14 protein-coding genes are annotated in these 12993 nt (G+C 56.2%); 3 read left to right on the plus strand and 11 right to left on the minus strand.

The genetic code is table 11. From position 1 onward, the window contains the following. Positions 1-8: 8 nt before the first annotated feature. From mltG to HNQ38_RS10295, 11 genes are all read right to left on the minus strand, one after another. Entirely contained in the window at positions 9-1055 is a 1047-nt protein-coding gene (gene mltG, locus HNQ38_RS10245) for an endolytic transglycosylase MltG (RefSeq protein WP_183720269.1), read from the minus strand. Then, positions 1052-1489 carry a Holliday junction resolvase RuvX gene (ruvX, locus tag HNQ38_RS10250; RefSeq protein ID WP_183720272.1) on the minus strand — a complete coding sequence of 146 codons (438 nt, stop codon included), beginning with the start codon at positions 1487-1489 and terminating at the stop codon, positions 1052-1054. The genes mltG and ruvX overlap by 4 nt, the downstream gene beginning before the upstream one ends. After that, the gene (trpS, locus tag HNQ38_RS10255; protein ID WP_183720275.1) at positions 1490-2479 is read right to left on the minus strand and encodes a tryptophan--tRNA ligase; all 990 of its coding nucleotides are present in this window, start codon (positions 2477-2479) and stop codon (positions 1490-1492) included. 21 nt (positions 2480-2500) lie between these two features. After that, a complete protein-coding gene (locus tag HNQ38_RS10260; RefSeq protein WP_183720278.1) occupies positions 2501-3175 on the minus strand; it encodes a site-2 protease family protein in 675 nt (224 codons plus the stop codon). Positions 3176-3411: 236 nt separating this feature from the next. Further along, complete coding sequence (locus HNQ38_RS14235) at positions 3412-3717, minus strand: ubiquitin family protein (protein ID WP_246388121.1); 306 nt, start codon at positions 3715-3717, stop codon at positions 3412-3414. Positions 3718-3741: 24 nt separating this feature from the next. Beyond that, positions 3742-4182, minus strand: coding sequence for a C-GCAxxG-C-C family protein (locus tag HNQ38_RS10270; RefSeq protein WP_183720281.1), 441 nt, complete (start codon positions 4180-4182; stop codon positions 3742-3744). A 49-nt stretch (positions 4183-4231) separates the two neighbouring features. Continuing rightward, positions 4232-5221, minus strand: a complete 990-nt coding sequence (locus HNQ38_RS10275) for a hypothetical protein (RefSeq protein WP_183720284.1) — start codon at positions 5219-5221, stop codon at positions 4232-4234. A gap of 33 nt (positions 5222-5254) precedes the next feature. Further along, on the minus strand, positions 5255-5725 hold the full coding sequence (gene rnhA / locus HNQ38_RS10280) for a ribonuclease HI (protein ID WP_183720287.1): 471 nt from the start codon (positions 5723-5725) through the stop codon (positions 5255-5257). A gap of 511 nt (positions 5726-6236) precedes the next feature. Further along, positions 6237-7982: a HAMP domain-containing methyl-accepting chemotaxis protein gene (locus HNQ38_RS10285; protein WP_183720290.1), complete on the minus strand. Its 1746-nt coding sequence runs from the start codon at positions 7980-7982 to the stop codon at positions 6237-6239. 872 nt (positions 7983-8854) lie between these two features. Beyond that, a complete protein-coding gene (gene ahcY / locus HNQ38_RS10290; RefSeq protein WP_183720293.1) occupies positions 8855-10276 on the minus strand; it encodes an adenosylhomocysteinase in 1422 nt (473 codons plus the stop codon). 86 nt (positions 10277-10362) lie between these two features. After that, the gene (locus tag HNQ38_RS10295) at positions 10363-11286 is read right to left on the minus strand and encodes an ArsR/SmtB family transcription factor (RefSeq protein ID WP_183720296.1); all 924 of its coding nucleotides are present in this window, start codon (positions 11284-11286) and stop codon (positions 10363-10365) included. A gap of 141 nt (positions 11287-11427) precedes the next feature. Between HNQ38_RS10295 and HNQ38_RS10300 the strand changes: the two genes are divergently transcribed. The 3 genes from HNQ38_RS10300 (at position 11428) to HNQ38_RS10310 (ending at position 12742) form a co-directional block, all read left to right on the plus strand. Next, the gene (locus HNQ38_RS10300; RefSeq protein WP_183720299.1) at positions 11428-11958 is read left to right on the plus strand and encodes a DciA family protein; all 531 of its coding nucleotides are present in this window, start codon (positions 11428-11430) and stop codon (positions 11956-11958) included. 37 nt (positions 11959-11995) lie between these two features. Then, positions 11996-12163 carry a hypothetical protein gene (locus HNQ38_RS10305; protein ID WP_183720301.1) on the plus strand — a complete coding sequence of 56 codons (168 nt, stop codon included), beginning with the start codon at positions 11996-11998 and terminating at the stop codon, positions 12161-12163. Between the two features lie 201 nt (positions 12164-12364). Continuing rightward, on the plus strand, positions 12365-12742 hold the full coding sequence (locus HNQ38_RS10310; protein ID WP_183720304.1) for a hypothetical protein: 378 nt from the start codon (positions 12365-12367) through the stop codon (positions 12740-12742). Positions 12743-12993 lie beyond the last annotated feature (251 nt).

Here is a 12993-nt window from a genome sequence, read left to right on the forward strand (position 1 = left end):
GGGATTCCTCAGCGGTTCTGGGTTTTGCGCCGATTTTGCAGATACTGGCGCACGGCCCTGTTGTGGTCTGTTAGATTGGTGGAAAAAACGTGTTCTCCGCCATCGGTGATTGCCACAAAATAGATGAAATCGTGCTTTTCGGGATTAATTGCAGCCCTGAGGGCGGCCATGCCAAAGGAGCATATGGGCCCCGGCGGCAGGCCGGGACGCTGATAGGTATTGTACAGGTTGTTGGGATCGTCCAGCTGGCTGCGGCGAAGATTGCCGTCAAAACCGGGGCCAAGCCCGTAGATGACCGTGGGGTCAGCCTGAAGAATCATGTTGCGGGCAAGACGGTTCTGGTACACCCCTGCCACGCGCCGGCGTTCGGCGTCGATGCCTGTTTCTTTTTCCACCACAGAAGCCAGAATCATCCAGGTCTTCAACTGGTCCACGGCGGGTTTTGCGCCGCCGGGCCACACGGGGGCGGCTTTGCGCCAAAAGTTGTCCACCAGTCGCCCGGCCACGCTGCGGGCCTGTGCCGCATCCGGCTCATCAGCCTTTTTTAGCAGATAGGTGTCGGGCATAAGAAAGCCCTCGGCCGTGGCAAAGGGAATGCCGTAGTGGCGCAGAAAGTCCGGGTCCATGATAACTTTGCGAAAATCTTCAAAGCGTACAAGCCCCGCCTCTTCCAGCAGTTTACCCGTCTGCCACCAGGTGAGGCCTTCGGGTACGGTAATGCGAAAAAGCACGGGCTGTCCGTTGACCAGCATGTCCAGCACCTTTTCGGGCGTCCAGCCGGAGTTGAGGGCAAAACGTCCGGCCTGCAGGCGTCCGTCCCATTCCTTGTAGCGAGCCAGCAGGCGGAACTTGCGGGCATCGGTAACAACGCCCTTTTGCTCAAGGGCCGTAGCTACCTGGGCGAAGTGCGCGCCGGGCGGCACGTCAAAAAGCACTTCCTGCCCTTCGGTTTGGGGGGCGGTGTTCAGAAAGGTGTAACCTTCATAGAAAAGCCAGCCACTGCCGGCCAGAGCCAGCAACAACAGCAGTCCAAGCAGGCGTAAGAACGTTTTCATGCGGGACTCCGTTCTTGCGGGGTAAGGGAAAGAAAGGACGACAGAATGCGTACGGCGGCCTGCTGGTCAAGCACAGCCTTGCGTTTGCGCATCTTCAACCCGGCTTCGCGCAGGTCGGCCCAGGCTTCTTCGGAACTCAGTTCCTCGAGCATGTAGTAAAAGGGCAGGGGCACGCGGCGCTTGAGGCGCTGGGTAACGTTGCGCACCTGCCGCGTGATCAGGCTCTCTTCCCCGTCCTGAGTCAGGGGAAGCCCCATCACCACGCCTTCGGCCCCGGTTTCAATAATTTTTTCCGCCAGGGCGGCCAGAAAAAGTTTGCGGTCGGCATAATCCTGCAAGCGCAGCGTGGCCAGGGGAAAGGCCATGCGGCCTTCAGGGTCTGACACGGCCAGGCCCGTGCGGGCCAGGCCGTAGTCCACACTCACAAATTTCAACTACAACCCCATTTTTTCGCGCACAAGGGCCATTGTCTGGCTGGCAAAGGCGCGGGCGCGGTCATTGCCGTGCGCGAGGATTTCGTCCACACGGGCCGGATTGGCGTCCAGCACGGAGCGGCGTTCCTGCAGGGGCATCAGGAATGTTTCAAGGTTCTTGAGGAAAATCTTTTTGCAGTCCACACAGCCCAGGGTGGCTCCGGTGCAGCCCTTGCGAATCTCGGCCTGTTCCTCGGGGCTGCTCAGCAGCACATGGTAGGGAAAGAGATTACAGACATCGGGATTGCCCGGGTCGGACTTGCGCAGGCGGGCCTGGTCGGTGAACATGCCGCGCACTTTTTCTTGAATATCTGCCATGTTGTCAGAAAGGAAGATGCCGTTGTTGTAACTTTTGGACATCTTGCGTCCGTCAAGGCCGGGGCACTTGGCGGCGGGGGTCAGCATGGCCTTGGGTTCGGGCAGAAGTTCGCCGCCGTAGAGGTAGTTGAAGCGGCGGGCAATTTCGCGCGTAAGTTCCATATGGGGCAGCTGGTCTTCGCCCACAGGCACGCCGTGGGGGCGGTACATAAGAATATCCGCAGCCATAAGCACGGGGTAGCACAAAAAGCCCGCGTTGCCGAGGTCCTTGTTGCTGATCTGCTGCTGCTGTTCCTTGTAGGTGGGGTTGCGTTCAAGCCACGACACAGGGGTAATCATAGAAAGCAGCAGAGAAAGCTCTGCATGTTCCTTCACTTCGGACTGACGGAAGATGACGCACTTTTCGGGATCAAGGCCAGCGCCCACCCAGTCCTTGACCATTTCGTGGATATTGACGCGAACCTTTGAGGGATCGGCATAATCGCTGGTAAGGGCGTGCCAGTCTGCCACAAAAAAGTAGGCTTCTTCAGTGTGTTGCAGTTCCACCCAGTTTTTCAGCACCCCGAAGTAGTGACCAAGGTGCAGGGGGCCAGTGGGCCGCATGCCGGAAACAGTGCGCAGTTCTTTACTCATGAAAGACAGTCCTTAATGAAATTACAAAATGCCAAGCAGGGTCAGCAGGCCACGGGCGCTGCCGGTTACCAGCGGGCCCAGCACCATGCCCAGCAGGCCGGTGAACAGAAGCCCCAAAAGAATGATGAAACCGAAGCGCTCAATGCTCAAATAGCTCATAGCAGCGTTGAAAGGCAGAAAATAGGCCACAACCTTGCTGCCGTCCAGCGGAGGAATGGGCAGCAGATTGAGCCAGCCCAGGCCAAAGTTGATAATTACCCCAACCTGCATGGATTTGAGCGCAAAGATATAAAAGCTGCTGTGCTGCCACTCGACAGGCGGAAAAAAGTTCAGGGTCAGCCGCAGCAAAACACCGAATACGCCTGCAAGAATAAAGTTGGTCAGCGGGCCAGCCAGGGCCACCAGCATCATGTCCTTGGCAGGATTGCGAAAATAGCGCGGGTTGACGGGCACAGGTTTGGCCCAGCCAAAAACAAAGGAGCCGCTGAGGCTCGTGAGGCCAAAAACCAGCAATCCCATCGGGTCAATGTGCGGCAGGGGATTGAGGGTCAGGCGTCCCATCATGCGGGCAGTGGGGTCGCCACAGCGCGCGGCCACCCATCCGTGGGCCACTTCATGCAGAATAATGCCCAGAAGAGCAGGCACTGCCGCGATGGACAGCGTGCTCAGGGCTTGGGATATATCTAAGTTGAACATTGTTGGCGGGTACCATTTTCCGTGCGGCGGAGCAACTTTTTGCCCGCGCCGGTAAGTGTTAGGCCTGCCCGAGACGGCTTTGGCGTTCAGGTTTTGTCATTCAGCGGCAACGCTGCCTTACGGGAACCCTTGGCGGCTGTCTGCCGGGGTAACAGACTGTTTTGAATGCCAGTCACAAAGGGTTCATAAAAGCAGCGTCACACAGCCAAAAGACAGAAATCTGGCGCGCCCGCCGACTAGCCGGAGGAGGCCACCTTTCGAACAAGAACTTCGTCGCCCGGCCAGATGTGCCTGTCAGGGGTAAGCAGCTGGCCGTTACGGGCCACCAGGGCCGTTTCTTCAGCCAGCCCCAGCGCTGCAAGCAATTGCCGCGACGTTTTGGGCCTGGGCAAAGAGAGGTGTTTTTCCTCGGGCTGCAACAGCACGACAATACGCGCGCCCGTGTGTTCAGGCTTGATTACCTGGCAGTGGGCGGGAATTTCCACCGGAGCGCGGCGGGGGCGCAACTGATCTTCTTGCGGGGTAGTGGACGTTTCCGTCATCGGGGTCTCCTTGTGGCGCAGTGGCTATAAATATTCTTCCAGCAGTGCGCAGGTTTCGCAAATCATAGGAACGCACACTGTGGTGAACAGTTTTTTTTCAAGTATAAGCGCGCGGGCTTGCGGATCCGTAAGGTCATGGCCCAAAATGCCGCGGCATTCAAGGCTGCCGTGAGCCTGGGCAAAGGCCGTCATAAAGGCGTCGCGGCGGGCGTACAGGGCCTGCTTCTGCTCACGGCTGCACGCTCCGGCCGGGCCGTGGGCAAGGCCAATGGCCATAAGCGCCCCGGTGACACAGCCGCATGTGTCTGCCTGCCCCATGCCCGAACCAAAACAGGAGGCAATGCGCAACGCGTCTTCGTAGGGAAGACCGAATTTTTCAGAAAAATGGCTCAACACCTGTTGGGCACAAATAACGCCCATGCCAAAATTTTCCTGCACCTCTGCAATATCCATTTTCTCGCTCATTGGCTGTCTCTGCCGGGCTGTTCCGGTGGTCGCGTGCACGCCGTTTCAGCTAGGCGCTGGCGTAGTAATAGATAATGGTTACAACCGTCATGCTGGCCGCGCGCAGTCCCTGATTTGCCAGAATGAGGCGCAGCGCCAGTGCCGGGCGGAAAAAGCCGGAATACGAAGGCAACTGGTGGCGTATGCCGCGCATGGGCGTGGACAGTATGTTGCCCACCATCAGGGCCAGCACGACATCACGGGCCGACAGGCCGCCTGTTTGCAGCACGCTGCCCGCCGCGCCAAGGGCAGCTCCAAGTTCCGCAGCGAGATGCAGCACGATAATGCCCATAGCCTGCGGCTTCAAGAAGGAAAGCCAGGACATGTGCTGTGAAAGCCATTGCTCTGCCAGGGCGAAATAGCCGAACTGCTGCATGAGATACATAAGCACGTAGATGGGCGCGGTAAAGTACACAAGCTTGGGCAGGCGGCGCGTGAAGCGCTTCCAGGCCTTGCGCAGGGCGGCGTTCCAGTCTGTGCGCTCATCGCTGTCGGCCTTGCAGGCAATACAGCCCGGCGGGGGTGGCGGCAGTATGCGCCGGGCCAGCACCACGGTAAAGGCCGTGCGCCCTATGGCGGCCATCAGGGTAAGCCCCACGTAAACGACGGCAGGCATGCCCAGCACGGGCCAGGTAAGCAGAAAAATGGTGGGTGTGTGCACCATATATGCGGGCAAACTGTTGAAAAGGTTGGCCAGCATAAGTTCTTTGCCGGAAAGTTCGCCCAGGTTGTGGCTGTCGGACAAGAGGCTGTTGGCCGCTGCCGGAGACACAAAGGCCAGTGAAAAACTGGCTCCCGCCACTTCGCGCAGATGAGCCACGCGGGCCAGCGGGGCAGCCAGGCGGGCCAGATGGCGTGTCCAGCGCAAGGCCTCGAGCACGTTGGCTATGAGCAGGCCTGCGGCCATGCCCATGAGCAGGCGCAAGAGCGGCCAGCCCAGCGCATGCCAGAGCGCAGCCAGAGAAAAGGCTGTTTCTGCTGATGAGGGTTGAACAGGCATGATTTTGCGGTATTGCGGTTCGCGTGTTGGCAGTTAGGCTTTGTAGCCCGTATCCTGCGGCAGGTCACGGCGGCTTGCCTGGGTGCGGGCCAGAACATCGCAACGTTCGTTTTCCGGGTGTCCTGCATGTCCTTTAAGCCAGTGAAACGTTACCTTGTGCTGGCGCAGAAGCGGCAACATACGCTGCCACAGATCCACATTGAGCACGGGCTTTTTGTCCGACTTGATCCAGTTCTTTTTCACCCATCCCCACAACCAGCCCTTGCTCACGCTGTCGCACACATAGCGCGAATCCGTGTACAGATCCACAAGACAGGGGCTCTTGAGTATAACCAGTGATTCAATGACGGCCAGCATTTCCATGCGGTTGTTGGTGGTGAGGGCGTACCCGCCGGAAAATTCCTTGCGGTAGTCTTCTCCTTCCAGCTTGAGAATGGCTGCCCAGCCGCCGGGGCCGGGGTTGCCGAGACAGGAACCGTCAGTATGAATGGTCACTTTTTGCATTGTATTCCTTGGAAAGTTTATCTGCGGCGTCATGACGCCGGGCCTAGAAACCGTTTGGGAAAAACGGGAACCGTTGGAGAGCCGGATTCTTTATGGCGCAGCCCCGCTTGCGCGGCTGTTACAGTTAACGGGCTGTAGTTTCAGGCCTTCTCGAGCCTGCCTTCTGGCGCGTGAGCCGCACCGCCGCTGCCGGGCAGAGCAGGGCAGGCAGTTATTGAAAATAATCTGCACAGTCCGGCTTTTTATAAAACCAGCGCTGCAAGCTCGGGCCGCATGGGGGCACTTAAACTTTTTCAAATCTAAAAAGCTCTAATGGCAAGCACGAAAGTAAAATCGGGAAGGTCTTAATACGGACGGAAAGTGCTTCCGTTTCGAGACCTGCCCTCGCACGGGCGCAGCATACACGGCATGGAGGCAGTGGGCAACGTGGGCTTTGGCAGCGAACCGCATACAAAAATCCGGCCCTTTCCTGCGGGAAAAGGCCGGATTGAAGTAATGTGCAAAAGAAGCATCAGGCCCGTTTGAGATTCTCGATAATCCTGGCCAGTTCCTGAGCCTGCCGGGCCAGATCGGAAACGGCCTTGCTGGCTTCGCCCATTGCCTGCGATGTTTCGCTGGCAATGGTGTTCACATGTTCCACAGACCGGGCTATTTCTTCCGACGATGCCGACTGCTGCTCACTGGCTGTGGCGATGCTGCGCACCTGGTCTGCTGTCTGTTCCGCAAGCTCGAGGATTTCCTTCAAGGCGTCGCCGCTGCGCAGGGTGAACTGCGTGGCGCGGTTTACCTTCTCCACTGCGGTGTCCATACGCTTCACGCCGGCTTGTGAACTTTCCTGAATGGCGCCGATGGCTTTGCCCACATCCATCGTGGAAGCCATTGTTTTTTCAGCAAGCTTGCGCACTTCGTCGGCAACAACGGCAAAACCCCGGCCGGCGTCACCTGCGCGGGCTGCTTCAATGGCCGCGTTGAGAGCCAGAAGGTTGGTCTGGTCGGCAATGTCCGATATGACCGTCATGATTTCAGAGATGGCCTGTGCATGGCCGGAAAGCTCGTCCATACTGGTTTTGAGCGCCATAGTGTCGCTCTGCACATCGTTGATGGCAGTCTGGCACTGGGCGGTTATCTGCTCGCCGTCATGCGCTTTTTCCTGCGTGGCGCTCGAAAGGCTGGCCCCGGTGGCGGCGTTTCTGGCGACTTCAAGTACCGTGGCGTTCATTTCTTCAACAGCGGTGGCGGTGTCAGCAATGCGCCCAGCCTGTTGCGCCGCGCCGTGTGAGGACTGTTCTATCTGGGCTGAAAGTTCTTCAGAGGCAGAAGCGATGACGTTGACGACGCCTTCCAGCTGGGCAGCTGCGTCAAGCAGCCCTTCGCGACGGGCGTTTTCTGCCCTGGCGCGCGCCTCTTCGGCTTCTGCCTGGGCAATCCCGGCCCGCTCCGAGGCTTCCCGCGCCTTGAGGGATTCCTGCTGCGCGTGCTCGATGTTTTCTTTCAGGGCGTTCACCATGGTCACAATGGATTTATATACGCCTTCCTTGGCGCTGCCGTCATCCACATTGTAGTCGCCCTGCACCACGCGGTTGGCAACGTTGTTGAGTTCGCCGGGGTCTTTGCCCAGCTGTTTGTGCGTGCCGCGAATAATAAAGATAACCGTAGCCGTGCCCGCAATCAGGGCGGCTGCAAGCAAGGTTATAATCAGCACTCTCGCATTGCTGTACATCTCGTCACAGCTATTGCTGGCGGCATCGCCGCCCTCCGTGTTGATGCGCACCAGGCTCATGAGCGACTCATTGCACTGTTCAAAGAGCGTGCGGGACTGCGAACGGAAGAGCTGCATGGCCTGATCATGCTTGTCGTTGCTCGCAAGCTGCATGACCTTGCTGCTGATTTCCAGATATTCCTTCCACTGCCGCAGAAAGGCGTCGTATGTCTGCTGTTCCTGAGGGGAGGAGATGAGCTTCACATACCGGCTGCTGACGGAGCCCATATCCTTCAGGGCTGCATCCATGCGTTTTTTGTAGGTCTGGCTGTACTCGTCAGAGCTGTCAATACTGACAAGCATGGATTCTGCAAGCCGGTAGTCTGATGTGAGCACGTTCAGGTTCAGGGCGCTTCGCGTAGAAGGAAGCCAGTTGCGGCTGATTTCCGTTGATCCGTCATTGATCTTTGACATCTGCATCAGGCTGAACAGGCCCAATAGTGCTATGAGCAGAAGCAAAAACGCTGACATGAGCGAGAGCTTTACTCCTAATTTCATATTTTCCCCCAGGATAGGTGAGTATGCTGTAGTTGTGTGAGATGTTCTTATGTAAGCAAAGAGTTTGCTTTACAGTTGTTTACATGTTGTATTATGTGCAGGTGATTATTTTTTTAGATGTATATGATGTACTTTATGATGTGTCAGATTTTTTATCATTGCTTAAAATGTATTATTGGCATTACTAATCCTGACTTATGGGCATTAGCAATATAAAAAATGGGTTTCAAAAAATAATAGTTTTAGAATGTTGTAAGTAATAAAGTGATTTTATTTATTTGTGCATTATTATTTACTGTAGTGTTTGCCATTGATGTGCAAAAAACAGTGGGTATATTTTAAGTGGCAGCAGGCTTGCCCGTTGGTGTCTGTAGTGTTGTTTGGTTTCAGGTCGGGGTGTGCCAACAGCAAGACAAAAATACGGCAAAATGCCGCCCCTGAATGGCGTCTTATTGAATAGCTATGCTTCCGGCATCAAGAGCGCGTGATAATTTTCAGTCATGAAATATTTTGAAATAAAACTTTTAATAAAATTAAAGTGCTGTGTGTAACTATTTGGCGTTTAAAATAAAAATGACCGAAGCAGAACTTCGGTCATTACGCAGGGGCGCGGCGGGCAGCCGCCCCGTGCATGCGTAAAAGGGCAAGACCCTTTTACGACGATTTTCAGCAGGCGCCGGAGCCGTTGTTGCGTCCGGCGCCTGTGGCGGTTTTTAGCCGCGCAATACAACTATCCTGAATCCGTTTTTTGTACCCTGTCTTGCAAGGGCGGGCCATGCAGTAATCGTGTTACCGCAGCTCCAGCGTTTTTTGCGCCGGGCGGCCAGAGCTCTTGACCGCCGGGCGTTCCAATTCTTGCAAAGGCTAATGGCCTAGTAGCGGTAGTGGTCTGCCTTGAAGGGGCCGTCCACATTGACGCCGATATAATCGGCCTGTTCCTTGGTCAGCTTGGTCAGCTTGACGCCAAGACGGCCAAGATGCAGGCGGGCCACTTCTTCGTCCAGTTCCTTGGGCAGGGTGTACACCTTGTTTTCCAGCTTCTCAGTGGCCAGCTTGATCTGGGCCAGGGTCTGGTTGGTGAAGCTGTTGGACATGACAAAGCTGGCGTGGCCCGTGGCGCAGCCAAGGTTGACCAGGCGGCCTTCAGCCAGCACAACGATGCTGCGGCCAGACTTGAGGGTCCACTTGTCCACCTGCGGCTTGATGTTCAGGCAGGAGACGCCGGGCGTGTTTTCAAGATAGGTCATTTCAATTTCATTGTCGAAATGGCCGATATTGCACACAATGGCCTCGTCCTTCATGCCTTCCATATGCTTGCCGGTGATGACGTGGTAGTTGCCCGTGCAGGTGACGTAGATGTCGCCCTGAGCCAGCGCGTCTTCAATGGTGGTGACTTCATAGCCTTCCATCGCGGCCTGAAGGGCGCAGATGGGGTCGATTTCCGTCACCAGCACGCGCGCGCCGAAGCCGCGCATGGACTGGGCGCAGCCCTTGCCCACGTCGCCGTAGCCCACGACCACAACCACCTTGCCGGCAATCATGACGTCAGTGGCACGCTTGATGCCGTCAGCCAGGGACTCGCGGCAGCCGTACAGGTTGTCGAACTTGGACTTGGTAACAGCGTCGTTGACGTTGATGGCAGGGAAGAGCAGCTTGCCAGCGGCTTCCAGCTGATACAAGCGATGCACGCCAGTGGTGGTTTCTTCCGAAACGCCCTTCATCTTGGCGGCCACCTTGTGCCAGTGCTGCGGATCTTCTTTGAGGCGCAGCTTGAGGCGGTCAAGGATGCACTGCAGTTCCTTGTTGTCGGTCTTTTCATCAAGAACAGCGGGGTTGTTTTCAGCTTCAACACCCTTGTGGATAAGCAGGGTGGCGTCGCCGCCGTCGTCAACAATAAGGTCGGGGCCGCTGCCGTCAGGCCAGGTAAGGGCCATTTCGGTGCACCACCAGTAATCTTCAAGGGTTTCGCCTTTCCAGGCAAAAACCTTGGCCATGCCAAGGTCGGCAATGGCGGAGGCGGCGTGGTCCTGCGTGGAGAAAATATTGCACGAAGCCCAGCGGATGTCCGCGCCCAGAGCGTGCAGCGTCTGGATGAGCATGGCCGTCTGGATGGTCATGTGCAGGGAGCCCGTGATCTTGAGTCCCTTAAGCGGCTTGCTTGGGCCGTATTTCTTGATGCATTCCATAAGGCCGGGCACTTCCCGCTCGGAAAGCTGCATTTCTTTTTTGCCGAAATCGGCCAGGGCCATGTCTGCAACTTTGTGCGCCAGACTCAGGTCAAGAGCTTTGGTCATGGATGTCTCCTATCCTTTGAAGTATGTGATTTGTTAATGATTTTATGCGGGTGGAATGTTGTGCTTCTTGCCCCGCGGCAAAAAGGCTAATGGGCCTCTGCTGTCAAAATCAGCAGGGTCAGGCCCCGGTCCACGGGCTGCCGCGTACAGGTCAGCGTGTTGAAGCCCACAGACTTGAGGTCAGCGGCAAGGCCGTCTTCTTCAAAACCAAGCCAGCGGTCGCCGTAGCGGTTGCGCATGGTTTCGTCGCTGTGGCGAAGAAAATCCGCCACAAAAAGACGTCCGCCGGGGGCCATGATGCGGCGTATCTCGCGCAGCCCGTGCAGCGGGTCGGAAAGATGGTGCAGCACAAGGTTGATGCAGGCGAAATCCGCTTCCTGGTCCCGCAGGGGCAGGTGGCTCAGTTCGCCGATACGCAGCGATACGCGGTCGTCCGAAAGGTCTTCAGGTGTAAAGCGCCGGCGGCAGATCTCAAGCATGCGTGCAGAGCCGTCCACACCGATGACGCCACGCGCCAGCGGCAGCATGCGCGCAAGCACGGCCCCTGTGCCGCAGCCCAGGTCCACAGCCATGCCGCAGTCTTTGGGCACAGCGGCGCACACGGCGTCAGGCAGATCAAAAGCCCCCAGAACCTCGCGGTTCAGTTCGTCCCAGTCTTCAGCAATGGCGTTGAAGAACTGGCGGGTTTTGAGGGCGCGTTCTTCAAGCATCTGCGCCGCCATATTAAGGTCTGCCCTCATGGCTGCGTCTGCATGAACAAAGGGTGAGATGGAGAGCAGAAAGTCGCGCTCTTCGCCTGCGCGTGGCGTAGCGTAGAAGACCCACAGCCCGTCGCGCCGCGAGGTAAGCAGCCCCGCCTCGGTAAGGATTTTCAGATGACGTGAAACCCGTGATTGCCCCATATCCAGAATGCGCACCAGTTCGTTGACCGACAACTCGTAATGCAGCAAGATATGCACAAGGCGAAGGCGTGTTTCGTCTGAAAGTGCTTTAAAATACAAAAGTGCCATTTGTTTTCCTGCGATAAATCAACTTATGTTGATGCTAATATCAATATATCTGCATATGGTCAACAGACCTCGTGCTGCGCAAACCTTTCCCTGTGCGGGGCGGCTCTGTGATTCAGCATGCCCATTATGGCGGAACTGCTCATGTTTCCTAAAGTATTTCGAAAAAAAAATAAAAATGCCGAGCCTGTTCCCGTGGGTGAAGTGCTGGCCGCGGTTATGGCCGGGCTTGGCGTGGACCCGGCGCAGGCTCAGGCGCGTAACCGCCTGAGTCATTTGTGGCAGAACTGGAGCATGGTTATGGGCCCGGAGCTGGCAGAGCTGGCGCGCCCCCTGGGACATCACAGGGACCTGCTGCTCATAGGAGCCGAGGACGCCATGCTGGCTCAAGAACTGCACCTTATGAGCGGTGAGCTACTGGAAAGGGTCAATGCCTTTATGGAAGAACCCTTTTTCGGCGGGGTAAAGGTTTCACTGCTTATGGGCAAGCCGGGGCTGGATGTGACGGCCAGCAAGCCATTGCCGGATGAAGATATGGGCTGGCGCGCCCCCCGTGTTGTGACGCCCGACCCTATTCAGGCCAGGGGCGTTTTTCTTGAAGGTATGGACCCGGACTCGCCAGTGGCACGCGCGTACTCCCGCTTTGCGGAAAGCAGTGCCCGACGTAAAGTATAACTACATATAAATATTGTATAAATGTTTTTGATTTAACATGAACCGCAATGCGACAAGCTCGTTTATGCCTGATTTTGCCGTGCTGATTTTTCAATTCTCTGGCCCAATTTTATTCCTCCCGGCTCTGCGCAGTGCTTTGCACTCACCTGTGGGCCTGCCCTGGCTGCAGGTTGCTCCCGATAGTAAAATTCATGAAAAAGTATGATGAACCGCAAGATTGTTTCAAGAAATATGTTTTATATTTATTATATATTTTAATATGATATAATATACACAAAATATTTCTACATGCGATTTTGTTGTTTGCTTGCTGCTATTGTTGACAACCATTTGCATGCAGTGCTAGCTTCCAAAAAGCGTTACCCGCCTGCGCACAAATGGTGGGAAAGAGCACGCGGAGGATTGAATGAACGTGCAAAAAATTATGGAAGACATTTGTCTGAAGCACGACAACGGCAGCGATTTCAGTTTTCGTGGCCGACTTTTTTCTGAGTGCTCGTGGTACGACGAAGCACTTGGCATGCTCACCCGTCAAAAGCTTTATGTGACCGACACCAACGAACAGGTGTATTATATCGTGCGCTCGTCTGGTCAGGAGCGCAGCCGTCATGCGTACCGTCTTGCAGTACATGGCGACAATTGCATCATTCATAACGGCCTGGCCGAAATGTCTTTGCAGTTCGATATGCTCATGCTGGCCGTACGCGGCCTTTGCGGGCTTGAATCTGGCGCAACGCCTACACTTTCAATGGTGGAAGAAATGCTCAAGGCGGCTAACGCCTGATTTTCCACATATCTTGATGTCTAAAGGGCGGCCCTTCTGGGTCGCCCTTTTGCGTTTTTGTTGTCGGCGTTGTTACTCTAGAGTTTTTCAATAAACGGCAGGGGGTAAGCCGCATTGCCGGCCTGCGGGACGGTTTTTCACGCAACAGTTCTGCGTTTGCGGGCGCCGGGCTTGCGCACGCAGTGGCTCTCGCTGGCATCATGCCCCGGCCCGAGTGCGGCGGGGCAGAGGCATCGGCTGTTGTTCCGCCA

Origin of the sequence: Desulfovibrio intestinalis, from assembly GCF_014202345.1 — a bacterium.
Classification (GTDB): domain Bacteria; phylum Desulfobacterota; class Desulfovibrionia; order Desulfovibrionales; family Desulfovibrionaceae; genus Desulfovibrio; species Desulfovibrio intestinalis.

Bases quoted from the DNA above. Each gene is read 5' to 3' on its own strand.
- mltG (WP_183720269.1), bottom strand. From the start codon at position 1,055: ATGAAAACGTTCTTACGCCTGCTTGGACTGCTGTTGTTGCTGGCTCTG.
- trpS (WP_183720275.1), bottom strand. From the start codon at position 2,479: ATGAGTAAAGAACTGCGCACTGTTTCCGGCATGCGGCCCACTGGCCCC.
- HNQ38_RS10260 (WP_183720278.1), bottom strand. From the start codon at position 3,175: ATGTTCAACTTAGATATATCCCAAGCCCTGAGCACGCTGTCCATCGCG.
- HNQ38_RS14235 (WP_246388121.1), bottom strand. From the start codon at position 3,717: ATGACGGAAACGTCCACTACCCCGCAAGAAGATCAGTTGCGCCCCCGC.
- HNQ38_RS10270 (WP_183720281.1), bottom strand. From the start codon at position 4,182: ATGAGCGAGAAAATGGATATTGCAGAGGTGCAGGAAAATTTTGGCATG.
- HNQ38_RS10275 (WP_183720284.1), bottom strand. From the start codon at position 5,221: ATGCCTGTTCAACCCTCATCAGCAGAAACAGCCTTTTCTCTGGCTGCG.
- rnhA (WP_183720287.1), bottom strand. From the start codon at position 5,725: ATGCAAAAAGTGACCATTCATACTGACGGTTCCTGTCTCGGCAACCCC.
- HNQ38_RS10285 (WP_183720290.1), bottom strand. From the start codon at position 7,982: ATGAAATTAGGAGTAAAGCTCTCGCTCATGTCAGCGTTTTTGCTTCTG.
- ahcY (WP_183720293.1), bottom strand. From the start codon at position 10,276: ATGACCAAAGCTCTTGACCTGAGTCTGGCGCACAAAGTTGCAGACATG.
- HNQ38_RS10295 (WP_183720296.1), bottom strand. From the start codon at position 11,286: ATGGCACTTTTGTATTTTAAAGCACTTTCAGACGAAACACGCCTTCGC.
- HNQ38_RS10300 (WP_183720299.1), top strand. From the start codon at position 11,428: ATGTTTCCTAAAGTATTTCGAAAAAAAAATAAAAATGCCGAGCCTGTT.
- HNQ38_RS10305 (WP_183720301.1), top strand. From the start codon at position 11,996: ATGAACCGCAATGCGACAAGCTCGTTTATGCCTGATTTTGCCGTGCTG.
- HNQ38_RS10310 (WP_183720304.1), top strand. From the start codon at position 12,365: ATGAACGTGCAAAAAATTATGGAAGACATTTGTCTGAAGCACGACAAC.